The sequence below is a fragment of the Solirubrobacter deserti genome, from assembly GCF_027587175.1.
Lineage (GTDB): Bacteria > Actinomycetota > Thermoleophilia > Solirubrobacterales > Solirubrobacteraceae > Solirubrobacter > Solirubrobacter deserti.
Genome location: NZ_JAPCID010000009.1, coordinates 37836 through 55627, shown reverse-complemented (window position 1 = coordinate 55627; position 17792 = coordinate 37836). Strand labels below are relative to the sequence as shown.

Sequence of the window (17792 nt, the reverse complement as noted above, 5' to 3'; positions counted from 1 at the left end):
GAAGTTACAGGGAGGACCTTGTGTTACTGCTGAAGCAGTACTTCACGGTCTGGAACCCGGTGCGCAGCTCGAGCGCCTCGGCCTTCACGTGCTCGGGGTCGCGACCCTCGACCAACACGCCGGCGATCATGTCCGCGATCGCCTGCATCTCCAGCTCGCCCATGCCGAGGCGGGTGACCTCGGTGGTGCCGATCCGCAGGCCGGAAGGGCGGTCCCAGTCCTGCGGCGTGTCGTCGGGCAGCAGGTTCTTGTTGGTGATGATGTTCGCCTTGGCCAGCCGGTGGGCGACCTCGAGGCCACCGCCGAACTCGCGCACGTCGCCGATCACCTGGTGCGTGCGCGTGTAGCCCTTGTGGGCGCCGAGGACGGGCACGCCGCGGGTGTGCAGCGCATGCGCGAGCGCCTGCGCGTTCTTGACGATGTTCGCCATGTACGCGGGCCCGAACGCGAGCAGCTCGGCCGCGGCCGCGGCGAGCGCGGCGACGCGGTTGACCTGGTGGGTCGCGGCGAGCGCGGGGAAGACGGCGTCCAGCAGCGGCCTGGTGAGCTGCGGGTCGTTCCAGACGGCGACGCCCGACTGCGGGCCGCTGAACGTCTTGCCCGCGGAGCCGGTGATGATGTCCGCGCCCTCGCGCAACGGGTCCTGGAACTGGCCGCCGGCGATCAGGCCGAGCTGGTGCGCGCCGTCGAAGAAGACGATGCCGTCCCATTCGCTGACGATGTCCTTGATCTCGCGCACCGGGAGCGGGAACAGCGTCATGGACGCGCCGAGCGCGACGAGCTTCGGGCGGGCCTCGCGGGCGCGCTTCGCGAACGCGTCGAGGTCGACCTCGAGCTCGTGCGCGTCGAACGGGACGTCGACGATGTTCAGGCCGCGGATGCCGGCCGGGCCGTCGTAGCGGTTGGAGCTGTGGCCGCCGACGGGCTGCGGGATCGTCATCACCGTGTCGCCGGGCTGCGTGAGCGCGGCGTACACGGCCATGTTGCCGATCATGCTCGCGACCAGGCGGTGCTCGGCGTAGTTGCTCTTGAACAGGCGCTTGAGCAGCTCGACGCACAGCGCCTCGACCTCGTCGATGTGCTTGGTGCCCGCGAACCAGCGGTTGACCGGCCCGATGTGGCCCTCGGCCGCGCGCTGGCCGATCTCGGCGGAGAGCAGCCGGCGCACGGTCGGGCTGACGAGCGCCTCGGGGGCGAGCAGGTTCACGCACTCGTTGCCGCGCCAGGTCTCGTTGCGCTGGACCGCCTTGAGGACCTCCTGCTGCATCGCCTCCGGATCGGCGGCCGCGTCCAGCAGCGCACGGGCGGCGCCGAGCGTCTCCGCGTCGTGGATGTCGGGCGGGGCGATGGCGGTCATTCGAAGCTCCGGTCGATGAGGGCTCCCAGCGAGAGCCAGTTCTGCTTGACGAGGTCGGGGACGTCCTGCGGCGTGGCCGTGAGGATCTGTGCGTGCTCCCTGGCGGAGGCGCGGCCCTGCAGGGAGCCGAAGCGCAGCCGCTCGAGCCGGCGGATGCGCGGCATCAGCCGGTCCAGCGCGCGCGGGATCTCGGCGTTGGCGGAGGCGGTGACGAAGACGGCGTGGAAGTCGTCGTCGGCCTGCAGCGCGGCGTCCACGTCGCCGTCGCGCAGTGCTTGCGCGAACCGCTCGTTGGCCGCGTGCATCTCCTCCGTGTCGGCGGCGGTCGTCCGGGGCTGCGCGAGCTCGGCCGCGAGCGCGTGCAGCGCGGCCACGACCGGGAACGCGTCCCGCGTCGCGCGGCGGTCCAGTGGCGTCACGCGCGTGAAGCGCTGCGGCGCGGTTTCCACCAGGCCGTCCTGCTCGAGCCGGTTGAGCGCCTCGCGGACGGGCGTGCGGCTCAATCCGAGCCACGCGCACAGCTCGGGGTCGCGCAGCCGTTCGCCGGGCGTCAGGGTGCCGGCGACGATCGCGTCGCGGATCGCGGCGTACGCCTGGTCCTTGAGGAGGTCGCGCTCGACCGGGCCCTGTCCTGCTGGTACTGGCATCTGAAATATCAGTATGCCAGATAGGATGCGCCGATGCGAGGAGTGGACATGCACGTGCACCTGCCGACGGGCGACTGGGTGTGCGGCTGCGTCGGGCACTACGCGGACTCGATCGAGCGCTACTTCGGGTCGCGGCCACAGGCGACCACGCTCGACGAGTTCATCGCCGTGTATGAGCGACTGGACCTCGGCGGCGTGCTGCTCGGGTGGGACGCGCAGGGCCGGACGCTCGACAACGCGCAGATCGCGGAGATCTGCGCGCGGTCGGCCGGGCGCTTCGTGGGCTTCGGCTCGGTCGACCCGAACCGCGAGGACGCGATCGAGCGGCTGTCGCGCTTCCCGGAGCTGGGGCTGCGCGGACTCAAGCTGCACCCGACGCTGCAGGCCTTCGACCCGGGCGACGACCGCTTCCTGCCGTTCTTCGACGCCGCGGCGGAACTCGGCCTGATCCTGCTCACGCACGCGGGGACGAGCGGCCTCGGTGCCGGCGAGCCCGGCGGCCAGGGCCTGCGCATCGACCTCGCGCGGCCGATCCTGCTCGACCGCATCGCCGCCCGGCACCCGGGCACGAAGATCGTGCTCGCGCACGTCGGTTGGCCCTGGCACCTGGAAGCGGTCGCCATGGCGCTGCACAAGTCCAACGTCTACCTCGACATCAGCGGCTGGAAGTACCGCTACCTGCCCGACGAGGTCAAGCGCGAGATGCCGCGCCGCCTGCGCCGCCAGTTCCTGTTCGGCACCGACTATCCGATGTTCGACCCGGAGGTGTGCCTCGCCGAGCTCGACCGGCTCGAGCTTCCCGAGGACGTCGCGCAGGCCGTGCTGCACGACAACGCCGCCGAGCTGCTCGGCCTACCAGATCGGTCGTAGCCGGCCGCCGTAGAGCGCGGCGAGGGCGTCGAGCGCCGCGATCGCCGCGTCCACGTCACCTGCCCGCGCGCGCCACTCGGCGAGCAGCTCGTCGAAGATGTCCGCCGACGCGCGCAGGCAGTCGATCCCGCGGGGCGTGAGCGTGATGAGCCGCCGCCGTCCGTCGCTCGGGTCCGGCCCGCGCGTCACGTAGCCGAGCCGCGCCAGCTCGTCGACCATCTGGCCCGCGGCCTGCTTGGTCACGCCGAGCCGCTGCCCGAGCTCGCTCGCCGTCGTCCCGTCGGCGCCGATCGCCTGGAACGCGTACCCGTGCGCGGGCCGCGCGTCCGGGTGCCCGCGCTCGGCGAGCCGGCGGTGCAGCTCGTCGATCGCCGCGCTTCCGGCCCGCAGGATCGCCTCGATCGCCACCCACCCCGGCACGCTTGACGAATTAGACAAGCCGCTTTACCTTTTGCCTATGATCGACAAGTCACTTGACCATACTTTCGAGACGCCCAACGCGGTCATGCGCACGCTCGCCGCGCCGTCGCTCGGGACGACCGACCTCGCCGTCTGGACCGTCGAGATGCGCGCGGGCCAGGCCGGCCCGCTCCATCGCGCCGAGCACGACCAGGTCTGGGTCGTCCTCGAGGGCCGCCTCACCGTCAACGACACTGACCACGTCGCGGGCGAGACCGTCGTCATCGCCGCGGATGAGGAGCGCCGCATCACCGCGCCGGAGCCGCTCCGCGCGCTCGTCGCGAGCCGCGGCGGGGGCACCGTCACAACCTCCGACGGGACGCGCCCGCTGCCCTGGGCCGCGTGACCCTGTCGTTTCAGCGCGCGGCGAAGGCCGGCTCGAGCGCGCGGCGGCGCGGACGCAGGAGCGCGAGACCGATCGCGGCCGCGATCACCGGGCCGAGCCCGGCCAGGATGAGCGCGGGCTGCGCGCCGAGCACGCCGACGAGCACGCCGCCCGCGCCCAGCGCGCCGAGCTCGGCGGTGTTGCGCGCGGCGTTGTAGGCCGCGAACGCGCGGCCGTGGGCGTCGGCGGGCACGCGGCGCTGGATGAGGGTGCGCAGCAGCACGTTCTTGATGCCGTGCCCGACGCCGCCCACGAAGTAGCCCGCGAACGCCCAGGGCAGGATGGCCCACAGCGCCGAGGCCGCCATGCCGCCGCCCTGCAGCGCGAGCGCCGCCAGCGCCGCGACGGCCAGCGGGGCCGTCACGCGCGGCGCGAACGCGACCGCGCCGAGCACCATCCCGGCCGTCCAGCCCGCGATCACGAGCGAGTAGCCGGCGGGGCCGGCACCGACGACGTCGCGCACGTAGACCCCCTCGACGGCCAGCGAAGCGGCGATGAACAGCAGCGCCGCGCCCGCGGGCACGAGCGGGGCGCGCAGCACGGCGTCGCCGAGCAGCAGCGGGAGCCCGCCGCCGGCGTCGCGCCGCGCCGCCGCGCTCGGCACCCGCCGCGCCCGCAGCAGCGCGGCCGCTGCCGCGACGACGCCGAAGCTCGCCGCGTTCACGATCAGCCCGAGCCCTGTCCCGCCGGCCGCGATCAACACGCTCGCCAGCAGCGGGCCCGCGGTGAAGCCGACGTAGCGCGCCGTCTCGACCCACCCGTTCGCGCGGGTGAGGTCGCCACCCGCCGCGACGGCCGGCACCAGCGCGGCCTCGGCGGGCCCCGCCACCGCGGCGGTCGCGCCGAGCAGGGCGGTGAGCACGAGAATGGACGCGACGCCGTCCGCGAACACGAGCCCACCCGCGACCGCCACCTGCGCCGACGAGACGAGCAGCAGCACGCGGCGGGTCTCGACGCGGTCCACCAGCCGCCCGGCCCAGCCCGCGAGCACGACGACCGGCACCATCAGCGCCGCGAACAGCCCCGCGACCGCGAAGCCGCTGCCCGTGAGCTCGTGCACGCGCAGGGCGAGCACGACCATCAGGAGCATGTCGCCGGCCGCCGACACGGCGATCGCGGCGCTCAACAGGCGGAGGTCTCGGGTCATCCCCAGGCCAGACGCGCGCGCCACGCGGCATATTCCTTTCATGCAGCTCGTCGAGCTCCCGGGCGACCACTCCGAGGCCGAGCGCGCGCAGCTCGCCGACGGCGAGGAGGACGTCTACGAGCTCGCGGACCTCGTGCTGCCGCCCGGCCGCTCGAAGGACCGGCGGTTCGCGCTGCGCGACGACGACGGCCGGCTCGTCGCCTCGGCCGGCATCCTCACCGCACGCGTCGCCGTGGAACAACGCGCGTTTCCGGTGGTCGGGATCGGCGGCGTGATCGTCACCCGCTCACGCCGCGGGCAGGGCCTGTTCCGGCGGGTGATGGAGCCCGCGCTGGCGGCGGCGCGCCGGGAAGGCCCGGACTTCGCGCTGCTGTTCTGCCTGCGCAAGAACGCGTTCCTGTACGAGAAGCTCGGGTTCGCGACGCTGCCCCACCCGGTCACGTCGACCGGGATCGTGATCCCGCTGGACACGATGTGGCTCGCGCTCAGGCCGGGCGCGCAGTGGCCGCCCGGCCCCGTCACGCTGCTCGGGCCGATGTTCTAATCCCGGGCATGACCGACTTCCATCAGCTCGACGACCTCCCGGTCACCGAGGCGTTCCGCGGCATCCGCCACCGCGCCGTGCACAGCGACCAGGTCACGTTCGCGGTCTTCGAGCTCGACCCGGACACCGAGCTGCCGCGCCACAGCCACCACAACGAGCAGGTCGGCACGGTGATTCGCGGCTCGCTCACGCTCAACGGCACCGAGGTCGGCGTCGGCGGGCTGTGGGTGATCCCCGCCCACGAGGAGCACGGCGGTCGCAGCGGCCCGGACGGCGCAACCGTCGTCGAGGTCTTCGCGCCGCCCCGGGACGACTGGCCGCGCTAACCCCGCAGCGCGGGCAGGACCTCGCGCCCGTAGAGCTCGATCGCCTCCAGCGCGTTCGCGCCCGAGTTGTTCTGCAGCACGATCACGGTCGCGCCGAGCTCCTCGAGCTCCTTGATGCGCTCCACGTGCTCCTTCGGGTCCGACGCGATGATCGCGCTGCGCTTGAACTCCTCGTCGGACATCTGCTCCTCGCCGTGCTCGTACATCTCGCGCGGCTTGTGCCAGTCCTCCTTGAAGTGCTCCTGCGGCTGGGCGCCCTTCCACTTGCGCACGGTCTCGAGCGCGGTGTCGTCATCGGGCGCCCAGGAGAACAGCGCCTGGAAGACGATCTCGCCCGATCCACCGGCCTCGCGCCAGCCGTCGAGCAGGTCCGGCGTCGTCTCCGGGTCCGGCAGCGTCCAGATGCCGTCACCCCACTTCGCCGCCACCTCAGCGGCCTTGGGCCCGAACGCGCTGATCCAGATCGGCACCCGCCGCTCGCTGAGGGTGTGGAGCTTGAGGTCCTGGCAGCGGTAGAACTGCCCGTCCTCGGTGATCGTCTCGCCCTTCCAGAGGCGGTCGATGATCGAGAGCGCCTCGTCCATGCGTGCGACCTGCTCGCCCGGGGACGGCCAGTCGTCACCCACCGGGACCTCGTTCAAGGCCTCACCCGAGCCGATCCCGAGGAACATCCGGCCGGGAAACAGCCGCTCCAGCGTCGCCCACGCCTGGGCGATCAGCGCCGGGTGATAGCGCACGCCCGTCGGGGTCACGCCCGTGCCGAGCGGCAGCTTCGACGTCGAAGCGCCCGCGGCGCCCAGCCACGGCCACGCGTGCCCGGACTGGCCGGGCTCCCACCAGGGCTGCAGATGGTCGGAGGAGGAGATGCCGTCGAACCCGGCCTTCTCGGCGGCGACGGCCTGCTCGATCAGCGCTTCAGGCGGGAACTCCTCTTGAGAGACCCCGAGGAAATAGCGAGCCATGCCCTCGGCACTACCCATTCACGCCGGTGGTAGCGTCCGCCGCCGACCCTTCGAGGAGGACTTCAGTGGCCGCGACGGATACCCGGACCTTCAACAACTTCATCGACGGCGAGTCGGTCGCCGCCGCGAGTGGAGGAACGAGTGACGTCATCAACCCCGCCACGGGTGAGGTGATGGCGCAGGCGCCCGACTCGGGCGCCGAGGACATTCAGCGCGCGGTGACGGCCGCGCGCGCCGCGTTCGACGAGTGGGCGAACGCCACGCCCGCCGACCGGGCGACCGCGTTGCTGAAGATCGCGGACGCGATCGAGGCGCGCGGGGACGAGATCGCCGAGCTGGAGGCCCGCAACGCGGGCAAGCCGCTGCAGGCGGTCAAGGACGACGAGATCCCCGTGATCGCCGACAACCTGCGCTTCTTCGCGGGCGCCGCGCGCAACCTGGAGGGCAAGGCGGCGGGCGAGTACCTGGAGGGCTACACGTCCTGGGTGCGGCGCGAGGCGGTCGGCGTCGTCGGGCAGATCGCGCCCTGGAACTACCCGCTGATGATGGCCGGCTGGAAGATCGGCCCGGCGCTCGCGACCGGCAACACGATCGTGCTCAAGCCGGCGCCGACCACGCCGCTCACGACGCTCCTGCTGGGCGAGATCGCAGCCGAGTTCCTGCCCAAGGGCGTGCTCAACATCGTGGCGGGCGGCAATGAGACCGGCCAGGCGCTCGTCACGCACGACGAGGTCGACATGGTGTCCCTGACGGGCAGCGTGGAGACGGGCAAGTGGATCGCGCGCGCCGCGGCGGACTCGCTCAAGCGGGTGCATCTGGAGCTCGGCGGCAAGGCACCGGTCGTGGTCTTCGACGACGCCGACATGGAGGCCGTGGCCGAGACGATCGCCGGCACCGGCTGGTACAACGCCGGCCAGGACTGCACCGCCGCCACGCGCGTGCTCGCGTCTTCGAAGGTCTACGACGACGTGCTGTCCGGGCTCGCCGGCCAGGCGGGCGAGTACGTCACCGGGGATACGCTGAGCCCCGACACGACGCTCGGCCCGCTCAACTCGGCCCGCCAGCGCGAGCGCGTGGAAGGGTTCTTGCAGCGCAAGCCCGATCACGCCGAGATCGTGACCGGCGGCAAGGAACCCGACCTGCCGGGCTTCTTCCTGGAGCCGACCGTGGTCGGCGGCCTGCGCCAGGACGACGAGATGATCCAGAAGGAGATCTTCGGCCCGGTCATCACGGTGCAGCCGTTCACGAACGAGGAGGAGGCGCTCGCGTGGGCCAACGGCACGCCGTACGGCCTCGCCTCCTCGGTGTGGACGCGGGACATCGGCCGCGCGCTGCGTGTGTCGAAGGCGCTGCGCTTCGGCTGCGTCTGGATCAACGACCACATCCCGCTGGCGAGCGAGATGCCGCACGGCGGCTTCAAGCAGTCCGGCTACGGCAAGGACCTGTCCGCGTACTCGCTCGAGGACTACACGGTCGTCAAGCACGTGATGGCGAACATCACCCGCTAGTCGAAATCCTTGCGCCGCCGCGACTTCTTGATGTCGGAGCGGCGGCGCTTGTCCTCCAGCCGGCGACGCTTGGCGCCCGCGCTCGGCTTGGTCTTGGTCCGCGGGCGCTGCACGTGCAGCGCCTGCTCGATTCTCCGCGCCAGCCGCTCGAGCGCCAGCTCGCGGTTGCGGGCCTGCGAGCGCGCGTCCTGGGCGACCGCCGTCACGCGCGGGCCGAGCTTGGCACTTATCCGCGCTTTGAGAACAGGGTCGAGACTGCCCGACGCGTGAACGTCGAAGATCGCTTCGATCTTGGACTCGGTGACGTTCGCGTGCTGACCTCCGGGACCGGAAGAGCGCGACGCTCGTACCTCGATTTCGGACATCGGCAAGGAAAGTCCGTCACGAATGCGTAGGAAATCGGTCACAGGGGGAGGGGAAAGTGCACCTATAGGGTGGAACTTTTTTTTTTCCCAAGAGTTACAGTCGCCGGGACGGCAGCGTCAGGAGCCCTAATGGAAGCCTCAGCAGTCCACGCCCCAGCCTTACCCCGCCGCGCCCTCGGCGGGTCGCTGCTGCGGTTGCGCTCGGACGAGCAGCTGCTCGCGGCGTTCCGTGGCGGCAACGACGAAGCGTTCCGCGTGCTGCATGATCGCTACCGCCAGCGGCTGTTCGCCTACGTACGCCAGATGCTCTCGGCCGGTTCGCGCCAGGACGCCGAGGACGTGTTGCAGGACGTGTTCGTGCGCGCGTACGGCGCGCTGCGCAACGACAACCGCGAGATGAACGTGCGCGCGTGGCTGTACCGCGTCGCCCACAACCGCTGCATCGACCATCTCCGCCGTCCGATCCCGCCCGCCGCCGAGCTCTTCGAGGTCTCGCGCAAGCCGCTGCACGATCCGGTCGAGGAGGCCCAGCGCCGCGACGACCTCCGCCAGCTCGTGCTGGACGTCGCCGCCCTGCCCGAGCAGCAGCGCTCCGCCCTGCTCATGCGCGAGATAGACGGCATGACCTACGCCGACCTGGCGGTCGCACTGGACGTCACCGTCCCCGCCGTCAAGTCCCTGCTCGTCCGCGCCCGCGTCGGGCTGGTGGAGGCGCAGGAGGCACGCGACGCCGACTGCACCGAGATCCGCGCGGACCTGATGCGCTCCTACGACCGCGGCGTGAAGGCGTCCGGCCGTGCCCGCAAGCACATGAAGACCTGCGAAGCGTGCAGCGAGTACCGCGGCGCGCTGCGCGGCATGAAGCGTTCCTTCGCGGCGCTGACGCCGGTCGGCTTCGCGCCGTTCGCGCTGGCCGCCAAGCTGATCGGGGTCGGCGGCGGTGCCGGTGGCGCCGCAGCCGGCGCCGCCGGTGGCGGGGCCGCCGCGTGCAAGGTCGCCGCGGTCGTGTGCACCGCCGCGATCGCCACGGGCGGCGCGGTCGAGGTCCAGCACAAGATCGTGGAGAAGTCGGCGCCGCCCGCCGCGCAAACCGAGCAAGAGCCCGTGAAGGCGAAGGCCGCCGCCAAGCCGGAGGTCGTCGCGCCCGTCGTGGCCGAGCCGCGCGGTCGCCCGCAGCCGATCACGTCCGCCGCCGCCCCCGTTGCCGCCGCCGCGGCCGCAGAGGGCCAGCGCAACCGCAAGCAGGAGCACGTCGCCGAGCTCAAGGCGTCCGAGAAGGGCGTCCCCGCGCCGCCGGCAGAGACCAAGGCCCCCGCGGTCGAGGACGACATCACGCCCGCCATCGCCGTCGACCCGCAGGCCGAGGCGGGCGGCACCCGCGCTCCGGACGCGCCGCCGGTGGCGACGCCCGCCCCGCCGGTCGAGACGCCCGCGCCGGTCAGCGAGACCGTCACCCCCGCGCCGACGACCGCGCCGGCGACCCCGGCCGCGGAGACCCCCGCGGTCGAGTCGGCACCGCCCGCCCCGCCCGGCACGGGCGGCGCCCCCGCCCCGCCGCCGGCCGGCTGAGCTCGTCGCGCGGCCCCACGCGCACCCCCCCATTCGTCCGACTCAGCCACGCCGCCGTCGGCTCCGCGGGGCGCGGCTCGCTAGGGTCCGCGCCATCGACTATCCGGAGCCCCTCGCACACGAGACGTTGCTGGTCCGGCGCGGACGGCGGTCCGGGCTGTTCACGATGGTCGCCGTGCACAGCACGGCGCGCGGGCCCGCGCTCGGCGGGTGCCGGATGTGGACCTACGACGACTCCCGCGCCGCGATGCGGGACGTGCTGCGGCTCAGCCGCGCGATGACGTTCAAGGCCGCCGTGGCGGGACTCCCGCTCGGGGGCGGCAAGGGCGTGATCATGCTGCGGCCGGACGAACCCGTGCTCTCGCCTGAGCGGCACGAGGCGGCGCTGCTGGACTTCGGCGACACGGTCGAGGCGCTCGGCGGTGACTACCTGACCGCCGAGGACGTGGGGACGTCCGAGGAGGCGATGGACGTCATCGCCACGCGGACCCAGCACGTCACCGGGCTCGCGTCCGGCTCGGGCGACCCGAGCCCGTGGACGGCGCTCGGCTGCGAGGTCTCCCTGCGCACGACGTGCGAGTACGCGTTCGGCACCAGCGACCTGAGCGGCCGCACCGTCGCCGTGATCGGGCTCGGCAGCGTCGGCGGGCGTCTGGCCGAGCTCCTGCACGAGGGCGGCGCGCAGCTGATCGTCGCGGACGTCGACCAGGGCAAGCGCGAGCTCGCCGAGCGCCTGGGCGCGACCTGGACCGATCCGCACAGCGCCTTGACCGCCGAGGTCGACGTGGTCGCCCCGTGCGCGCTCGGCGGCGTGCTCAACGACGACACGGTCCCCGCCCTGCGGTGCAAGGCGATCGCCGGCGCGGCCAACAACCAGCTCGCTTCCGACGAGCTCGATCAGGCGCTCGCCGAGCGCGGCATCCTGTGGGCGCCCGACTTCGTCTGCAACGCGGGCGGCCTGATCAACATCGCGGTCGAGCTCGAGCCGGGCGGCTACGACACCGCCTCGGCGGACACCAACGTCCGCGCCGTCGGCGACACCCTGCGCCAGATCTTCGACTCCGCGACCGCGAGCAACACGACGCCACTGCAGGCCGCGCTGCAGCTGGGCCGCGAGCGGCTCACAGCAGCAGGAGCATGACCGACACGACGATCGTCATCAGGATCGCGACGGCGAACACGCCACCGACCAGGGCGTAGTCTCGGTTCTTCATGCGCTCGGGGGTACCCCGAGACGCCCTTCTTCTCGCAGCTTGCCCAGATGCGCCCGCAGCGTGATCGCGGCGAACGGGCGCACCTCCACGGGCGCGTCGGGCCACGCGGCGTCGAGCAGCGCTTCCGCGTCGTCCGGCGCCACACCGGCCTCCAGCGCCGCCACCAGCTTGCGCTCTCGCTCGGCCCGGTGCGCGAGGTACTCGTCCAGCTTGGCTTGCGGGTCGTCGATCTCGTCCCCGTGCCCCGGATGGATGCGCTCCAGCCCGAGCGCCCGCAGCCGCCGCAACCCGTCCAGGTACTCGCGCAGGCGCCCGCTGACGAACACGCTGCCCTCGCCGAGCACGACGTCGCCCGTGAACGCGTGCCGGCCCGCGACGAAGACGAGGTGGTCGTCGGCATGGCCCGGGATGTGCAGCACGTCGAACGGCCCGATCCGGTCCCCGTCCGCCAGCCCGTCGACCACCGGCACGCCGAGCCGGTCCGCCAGCTCGCCCGCGGCCTCGGAGTGGTCTGCGTGCGAATGGGTGACGAGCACGCCCGCCGGGGCCGCCACGGCCGCCACCACCGCGTCCAGATGCGGTTCGAAGAGCGGCCCGGGGTCGATGACCCATGCCTCTTCGACCACGTAGGTGTTCGTGCCCGAGAGCGTGAGCGGCGACGGGTTGTCGGCGCGAACGCGCGTGATCATCCCAGGAGGATCCGGTAGACCGGCCCGTTCAGCGACACCGCGTAGAGGCGTCCGCCCGCGTCCTCGCCGAACGACGACAGCTGCTCGACCTCGAGCCCGGTGTCCTGCGGCTCGCCGTCGGGAAGCTGGACCGTCCGGAGCACGCCGCGACAGAAGTCGCCGTAGACGTAGCGCCCCACCCAGCGCGGCAGGCCCGTGTCGCGGACGACGTAGCCGCCGGTGATCGAGCAGTTGCCGATGTCGTGGCCCTCGTCGACCGCGGGCGGGATCGCGCCCTCGGCCTGCTCGCCGTCGGTGAACCGGGCGGAGCCCTCGAAGACGCGCCAACCGAAGTTCGCGCCGGACGCCTCTTCGAACGGCACGTACGAGATCTCCTCGACCGCGTTCTGCCCCACGTCCCCGATCGTCAGGTCGCCCGTCGCGCGGTCGAACGAGAAGCGCCACGGGTTGCGCAGGCCGTACGCGAAGATCTCCCCGCGCGCGCCCTCGCGATCCACGAACGGATTGTCTTCGGGGATCGTGTACGGCCGTTCGCCGTGGGGCCGCGGGTCGATGCGCAGGATCTTGCCCAGCAGCGTGTCCAGCGCCTGCCCGTTGCCGATCTCGCCGTGCTGGTCGCCGCTGCCGCCGCCGTCGCCCATGCCGACGTAGAGCCGGTCGTCGGGCCCGAACGTGATCATCCCGCCGTTGTGGTTGACCTCGTCGTCCTCGACGGCGAACAGGACGCGCCCGGAGCGCGGATCGGCGCTGTCGCCGTCCTCGCGCCGGAACTCGGCGAGCGTGTTCGCCCCGTCCTGCGCCGTGTAATAGACGTAGAACAGGCCCGTCCGGTCGTAGTCGGGCGGGAACGCGAGCCCGAGCAAGCCCTGCTCGCCGCCCGCCTCGATCCGGTCGGAGATGTCCAGGAACGGCGATTCGAGCGTCCGCTCGCCGTCGTGGATGCGGATCGCGCCGCCCTGCTCGACCACGAACAGCCGGTCATCGCCAGGCGGCGCGGTCACATACACGGGCGAGTCGAACGCGGCGACCTCCTGCAGCTGGATGCCGGACGGCGCCGGCTCCGGAGGCCGCCGGCGGTCGACTTCCGCCTCGCCGCACGCGGCGAAGACGAGCAGCGCGAGCAGGACGAACCGCTTCATCGGTCGACGAACCGGTAGACCGGCCCGTTCAACGACGCCGCGTACACGCGCCCGGACGCATCCTCGCCGAACGACGACAGCGACTCGACCCGCAGCGCGCGATGGTGGGTCACGCGGACCTTCTTCACGCCGCCGAGCCGCGCCGTCTGGATCACGCCGCGGCAGTAGTCGCCGAACACGTAGCGCCCGCGCCACGACAGCGCGGGATCGCGGATCACGTAGCCGCCCGTGATCGAGCAGTTGCCGGCTTCGTGGGACTGCGTGATGACCGGCCGCACGTGCCCCTTGGCCGACTCGCCGGGCGCGAAGCGCGCGTTGCCCTCGAACGGGCGCCAGCCGAAGTTCGCGCCCTTCCCGCGGCCGCGGCGGACGAAGTTGATCTCCTCCCACTCGCCCTGGCCGACGTCGCCGATCGTCAGGTCGCCGGTCTGCCGGTCGAAGGAGAACCGCCAGGGATTGCGCAGGCCGTACGCGTAGATCTCCGGCCGCCCACCGCGCGTCGGGTCCATCCGCAGCAGCTTGCCGAGCAGCGAGCGCCGGTTCTGGGCGCGGTTGCGCGCGTCGCCCGCGCCGCCGCCGTCGCCGGTGCCGATGTACAGCCGCCCGTCCGGCCCGAACTGCAGCTGGCCGCCGTTGTGGTTGCTCTCGCTGTCGCGCATCAGGAGCACCTGGCGCGCGGTCCGCGGATCGGCGGCGTCGCCGGACCCGCGGAACTCGACCACCTGCTGATCGCCGTCGGCGTCGGTGAAGTAGACGTAGAACAGGCCGGACGTCGCGTAGTCGGGCGCGAACGCCATCGACAGCAGCCCTTGCTCGCCGCCGGAGGTCACCTGGCTCGAGATGTCCAGGAACGGCGCTTGACGGCCGACGATGCGGATGGTCCCGCCCTGCTCGACCACGAACACCCGCGCCGTGTCCCCCGGCGGGGCCGTGACGTACACGGGCGCCTCGAAGTCGCCGACCTTCTCCAGCCGCACCGCGCCCTGCGCAGGGGCGGCCACGGCGCCGAACGCCAGGACCGTCAGCAGCGCGCGCCTCACGCGAGCGCCTGCCGCACGCTCTCGACGATCCCCTGCAGGAAGCGCACGTCCGCCTCGCCGAGGTCCGGCCGGACCTCGTGCGCGAGACAGCACAGCACGTAGGCGCGCGCGTCGGCGGTGGTGAACGGCACGCCGATATAGGCACGGATCTCGCCCACCTGCACGCCCGCGAGCGCCGGCTCGTCCGCGGTGTCGGCCACCACATGGTCGATCTGCCCGCTCAGCAGGCGCTCGCACACCGTGTCCTGAAGCGGGACCGAGCGGCCGACATACGGCCCCGAGCCCGCCTGCCAGCGGATGTGCTCGTGCCCGTCGCGGACCTCGGTCAACAGCGCGGTGTCGGCGCGCAGCTCGCGCATCGCCATCGCGAGCTTCGCCCGGATCTGGTCGTCGGCCGCGCTGCGCGGGCCCGCGGGCGAGGACCGCCGGAGCGCGGTCCCACACGAGGGGCACGACCCTTCGCTCACGACATACGTCCGCGAGCCACAGCTGGAACACGTCAGGTAGGGCATCCGGCTTCCACGAGTCTACGCGTCACACCCGCTATACGGACGTGAACCCCTTACCGTTCCACAAGCCGCACGAACAGCCGGTCGAGCTCTGCGACCGGATCGCTCGTGAGGCCCGTGTGCACCGGCCCGGGCTGGACGATCGTGCTCGCGGGCGCGACGAGCCAGTGGAAGCGCTCGGAGGGCGGCAGCTGCGCGATCGGCCCGCCGTCCGGGTCCCCCGCGGCGATCCGCTCCATCATCGTCAGCGTCTTGGCCACGGCCACCGGCTCGCAGTCGGGGGCCAGCGCCCGCAGCAGCGCCTCGTCGAGCTGCGTCTTGGCACCCAGGAACCGCAGCGGGCGGCAGAACAGCACCACGCCGGCGTTGACCGCCTCGCCGCGCTCCACACGCGGGACGATCCGCAACGCCGCGTACTGGAACGGCTTGCGCTCAGACATCGGCCCACACCCGCGGCGCATCCAGGCGCTGGGTCAGGAACTCGCCGTAGGCGCTGCCGTCAGCCCACTCCTCGGGGACGAGCGAGGCCGCCCGCGCCGGGTCGGCCCTGCCCGCGAGCCGCTCGTCCGCGGCCGCGACGCTCGACGCCGCCGGCAGCAGCACGTGGTCGCGGATCGGCGGGAACGCGCCGCGCGCGCGGCTCAGTGGATCGGGCCCGTGGAACGCGTACAGCGAGGCGCCGTGGTCGATCAGCCACAGGTTCCCGTGCCAGCGCAGCAGGTTCGGGTTGCGCGGCGTGCGGTCCACGTTGGTGATCAGCGCGTCCAGCCAGACGACATCGGCGGCGAGGTCGGCGTCCGGTGGGTCGGTCGGGTCATACGGCAGCGAGCCGGGCAGGAAGTCGACGCCGAGGTTGATGCCGGCTGAGGCCTGGATGAGCTCCTGGATCTCCGGGTCCGGCTCCGCGGCCCCGAGCGCGGGATCGAGCTCGAGCAGCACGAGCTCGGGCACCGGCAGCCCCAGATCGCGCGCGAGCTCGCCGGCCACGATCTCGGCCGCCAGCGCCTTCGGCCCCTGCCCCGCGCCGCGGAACTTGAGCACGTAGAGGCCGTCGTCGTCGGCCTCGACCAGGCCCGGCAGCGACCCTCCCTCGCGCAGCGGGGTGACGTAGCGCGTGGCGGTCACCGTACGCAGCACGCGTGAGATGATGGCGAACTCATGACGCCCCCGGTGCTGTGGACCCCGCCTGACGCTCTCCTGCAGCGCTGCGCGCTCGGCGCCTACCGCCGCGAACGCGGGTTCGAGTCCTATGACGCGCTGTGGCGCTGGTCGGTCACCGAGACCGAGGCGTTCTGGGCCTCGATCTGGGATCGCTACAGCCGCTTCCAGCGCGGCGACACGGTGCTGGCGTCGGCGGACATGCCGGGCGCGCAGTGGTTCCCGGGCACGCTCGTCAACTACGCCGAGCAGGCGTTCGCGGACCGTGAGCCCGACCAGCTCGCGATCATCGCCGGCGGCGAGGACCGCGAGGACGCGCACATCACGTGGGGCGAGCTGCGAGCGCAGACGGCGCGCTTCGCGGCCGGGCTGAAGGCGCTCGGCGTCGGGCGCGGCGATCGCGTCGCGGCCTACCTGCCGAACATCCCGGAGACCGTCGCCGCGTTCCTGGCCGCCGCTTCGCTCGGCGCGGTGTGGTCGAGCTGCTCCCCGGACTTCGGACCGCGCAGCGTCATCGACCGCTTCGCGCAGATCGAGCCCACGGTCCTGCTCGCCGTGCGCCGCTACCGCTACAACGGCCGCGAGTTCGACCGCACGGAGGCGCTCGAGCAGATCACGGCCGCGATGCCGGGCGCGCGCACGGTGATCCTCGACGAGGACGACTTCCCAGCCACCGAAGAGCCGCTCACGTTCGACCGCGTCGCGTTCGACCACCCGCTGTGGGTGCTGTACTCGTCCGGCACCACCGGCCTGCCGAAGGCGATCGTGCAGTCCCAGGGCGGCATCCTGCTCGAGCACCTGAAGGTCCTGCACCTGCACGTGGACGCACAGCCCGGCGACCGGCTCTTCTGGTTCACCACCACCGGCTGGATGATGTGGAACTTCATCGTGAGCGGGCTGCTCACGGAGGCCACGATCCTGCTCTACGACGGCTCGCCCGGCTACCCGTCGCTGGACGCGCTGTGGGACTTCGCCGCCCGCACGCGGATGACGACGTTCGGGACGAGCGCGAGCTACATCGGCGCGTGCATGAAGGGCGGCGTCGAGCCCGCTCAAGGCCGCGACCTGTCCGACCTGCGCGCGGTCGGCTCCACCGGCTCCCCGCTGTCCCCCGACGGCTTCCGCTGGGTCTACGAGCACGTCGGCTCCGACACCTGGCTGTTCAGCACGAGCGGCGGCACCGACCTGTGCACGGCGTTCGTCGGCGGCGTGCCCGAGCTGCCCGTGTACGAGGGCGAGCTGCAGGCGCGTTCGCTCGGCGCCGCCGTGGAGTCCTGGGACCCCGAGGGCAAGCCGCACATCGGGCAGGTGGGCGAGCTCGTGCTGACCAAGCCGATGCCCTCGATGCCGATCTACTTCTGGGGCGACGAGGACGGCTCCAAGTACCGCGACGCGTACTTCGACACCTATCCCGGCGTCTGGCGCCACGGGGATTGGATCGAGATCACCGAGCGCGGCACCGCGATCATCTCCGGCCGCTCCGACGCGACCATAAACCGCGGCGGCATCCGCATGGGCACGGCCGAGATCTACCGCGCCGTGCTCGCCGTGGACGCGGTGACCGATGCGCTCGTGGTCGACGTGCCGGTGGAGGGCGAGGACGCCTGGATGCCGCTGTTCGTGGTGCTGCGTGAGCCGCTGACGGACGAGATCGTCGCGGAGATCCGCAAGCGCGTGCGCGAGGACTGCTCGCCGCGCCACGTGCCGAGCGACGTGATCGAGGTCTCTGAAGTCCCGCGCACGCTCTCGGGCAAGGTGCTCGAGCTGCCCGTCAAGCGCATCCTCATGGGCACGCCGCCCGACCAGGCCGCCTCCCGCGACTCGCTCGCGAACCCGGCGGCGCTCGATCCCTTCGTGGAGCTGGCGGCTAGCCGTACTTCCCAGTGACGCCCGCGTGTGGGACG

Annotated in this window: 20 protein-coding genes; 8 read left to right on the top strand and 12 right to left on the bottom strand. The window is 72.4% G+C overall.

Annotated elements, in window-relative coordinates:
- Nucleotides 1-4 precede the first annotated feature (4 nt).
- Nucleotides 5-1357, bottom strand: a complete 1353-nt coding sequence (locus OJ962_RS07750) for a serine hydroxymethyltransferase (RefSeq protein ID WP_202955717.1) — start codon at nt 1355-1357, stop codon at nt 5-7.
- Nucleotides 1354-2004: a GntR family transcriptional regulator gene (locus OJ962_RS07745; RefSeq protein WP_202955716.1), complete on the bottom strand. Its 651-nt coding sequence runs from the start codon at nt 2002-2004 to the stop codon at nt 1354-1356. The genes OJ962_RS07750 and OJ962_RS07745 overlap by 4 nt, the downstream gene beginning before the upstream one ends.
- Before the next feature lie 33 nt (nt 2005-2037).
- On the opposite strand from OJ962_RS07745, the gene OJ962_RS07740 reads away from it, so the two are divergent.
- Complete coding sequence (locus OJ962_RS07740; RefSeq protein ID WP_202955715.1) at nt 2038-2874, top strand: amidohydrolase family protein; 837 nt, start codon at nt 2038-2040, stop codon at nt 2872-2874.
- Here the strand turns inward: OJ962_RS07740 and OJ962_RS07735 are convergent.
- A complete protein-coding gene (locus tag OJ962_RS07735) occupies nt 2857-3294 on the bottom strand; it encodes a MarR family winged helix-turn-helix transcriptional regulator (RefSeq protein ID WP_202955714.1) in 438 nt (145 codons plus the stop codon). The genes OJ962_RS07740 and OJ962_RS07735 overlap by 18 nt on opposite strands.
- A gap of 37 nt (nt 3295-3331) precedes the next feature.
- Between OJ962_RS07735 and OJ962_RS07730 the strand changes: the two genes are divergently transcribed.
- On the top strand, nt 3332-3679 hold the full coding sequence (locus OJ962_RS07730; protein WP_202955713.1) for a cupin domain-containing protein: 348 nt from the start codon (nt 3332-3334) through the stop codon (nt 3677-3679).
- A gap of 10 nt (nt 3680-3689) precedes the next feature.
- On the opposite strand, the gene OJ962_RS07725 is transcribed toward OJ962_RS07730, so the two are convergent.
- Nucleotides 3690-4865, bottom strand: a complete 1176-nt coding sequence (locus OJ962_RS07725; protein WP_270006278.1) for an MFS transporter — start codon at nt 4863-4865, stop codon at nt 3690-3692.
- A 40-nt stretch (nt 4866-4905) separates the two neighbouring features.
- Between OJ962_RS07725 and OJ962_RS07720 the strand changes: the two genes are divergently transcribed.
- On the top strand, nt 4906-5409 hold the full coding sequence (locus tag OJ962_RS07720) for a GNAT family N-acetyltransferase (protein WP_202955711.1): 504 nt from the start codon (nt 4906-4908) through the stop codon (nt 5407-5409).
- 8 nt (nt 5410-5417) lie between these two features.
- Complete coding sequence (locus tag OJ962_RS07715) at nt 5418-5735, top strand: cupin domain-containing protein (RefSeq protein ID WP_202955710.1); 318 nt, start codon at nt 5418-5420, stop codon at nt 5733-5735.
- Here the strand turns inward: OJ962_RS07715 and OJ962_RS07710 are convergent.
- Nucleotides 5732-6697, bottom strand: a complete 966-nt coding sequence (locus tag OJ962_RS07710) for a TIGR03557 family F420-dependent LLM class oxidoreductase (RefSeq protein ID WP_202955709.1) — start codon at nt 6695-6697, stop codon at nt 5732-5734. The two genes, OJ962_RS07715 and OJ962_RS07710, sit on opposite strands and share 4 nt — an antisense overlap.
- A gap of 65 nt (nt 6698-6762) precedes the next feature.
- On the opposite strand from OJ962_RS07710, the gene OJ962_RS07705 reads away from it, so the two are divergent.
- A complete protein-coding gene (locus tag OJ962_RS07705; RefSeq protein ID WP_202955708.1) occupies nt 6763-8205 on the top strand; it encodes a gamma-aminobutyraldehyde dehydrogenase in 1443 nt (480 codons plus the stop codon).
- On the opposite strand, the gene arfB is transcribed toward OJ962_RS07705, so the two are convergent.
- Nucleotides 8202-8612 carry an alternative ribosome rescue aminoacyl-tRNA hydrolase ArfB gene (gene arfB, locus OJ962_RS07700; RefSeq protein WP_270006277.1) on the bottom strand — a complete coding sequence of 137 codons (411 nt, stop codon included), beginning with the start codon at nt 8610-8612 and terminating at the stop codon, nt 8202-8204. The two genes, OJ962_RS07705 and arfB, sit on opposite strands and share 4 nt — an antisense overlap.
- A gap of 87 nt (nt 8613-8699) precedes the next feature.
- Here arfB and OJ962_RS07695 point away from each other — a divergent pair, with 87 nt between their 5' ends.
- Nucleotides 8700-10139, top strand: coding sequence for an RNA polymerase sigma factor (locus tag OJ962_RS07695; RefSeq protein WP_202955706.1), 1440 nt, complete (start codon nt 8700-8702; stop codon nt 10137-10139).
- 166 nt (nt 10140-10305) lie between these two features.
- Nucleotides 10306-11280, top strand: a complete 975-nt coding sequence (locus OJ962_RS07690; RefSeq protein ID WP_407697502.1) for a Leu/Phe/Val dehydrogenase — start codon at nt 10306-10308, stop codon at nt 11278-11280.
- 69 nt (nt 11281-11349) lie between these two features.
- Here OJ962_RS07690 and OJ962_RS07685 read toward each other — a convergent pair whose 3' ends face one another.
- The 6 genes from OJ962_RS07685 to OJ962_RS07660 form a co-directional block, all read right to left on the bottom strand.
- Nucleotides 11350-12042, bottom strand: a complete 693-nt coding sequence (locus tag OJ962_RS07685; protein ID WP_202955704.1) for an MBL fold metallo-hydrolase — start codon at nt 12040-12042, stop codon at nt 11350-11352.
- Nucleotides 12039-13181 carry a PQQ-dependent sugar dehydrogenase gene (locus OJ962_RS07680; protein ID WP_202955703.1) on the bottom strand — a complete coding sequence of 381 codons (1143 nt, stop codon included), beginning with the start codon at nt 13179-13181 and terminating at the stop codon, nt 12039-12041. Before OJ962_RS07680 ends, OJ962_RS07685 begins: the two co-directional genes overlap by 4 nt.
- Nucleotides 13178-14221, bottom strand: coding sequence for a PQQ-dependent sugar dehydrogenase (locus OJ962_RS07675; protein ID WP_202955702.1), 1044 nt, complete (start codon nt 14219-14221; stop codon nt 13178-13180). The genes OJ962_RS07680 and OJ962_RS07675 overlap by 4 nt, the downstream gene beginning before the upstream one ends.
- The gene (locus OJ962_RS07670; RefSeq protein WP_202955701.1) at nt 14218-14688 is read right to left on the bottom strand and encodes a GAF domain-containing protein; all 471 of its coding nucleotides are present in this window, start codon (nt 14686-14688) and stop codon (nt 14218-14220) included. Before OJ962_RS07670 ends, OJ962_RS07675 begins: the two co-directional genes overlap by 4 nt.
- 95 nt (nt 14689-14783) lie before the next feature.
- Nucleotides 14784-15170 carry a DUF3037 domain-containing protein gene (locus OJ962_RS07665; protein WP_202955700.1) on the bottom strand — a complete coding sequence of 129 codons (387 nt, stop codon included), beginning with the start codon at nt 15168-15170 and terminating at the stop codon, nt 14784-14786.
- On the bottom strand, nt 15163-15867 hold the full coding sequence (locus OJ962_RS07660; RefSeq protein ID WP_270006275.1) for a HipA family kinase: 705 nt from the start codon (nt 15865-15867) through the stop codon (nt 15163-15165). The genes OJ962_RS07665 and OJ962_RS07660 overlap by 8 nt, the downstream gene beginning before the upstream one ends.
- Before the next feature lie 21 nt (nt 15868-15888).
- Here OJ962_RS07660 and OJ962_RS07655 point away from each other — a divergent pair, with 21 nt between their 5' ends.
- Nucleotides 15889-17775: an acetoacetate--CoA ligase gene (locus tag OJ962_RS07655; protein ID WP_202955699.1), complete on the top strand. Its 1887-nt coding sequence runs from the start codon at nt 15889-15891 to the stop codon at nt 17773-17775.
- Nucleotides 17776-17792 lie beyond the last annotated feature (17 nt).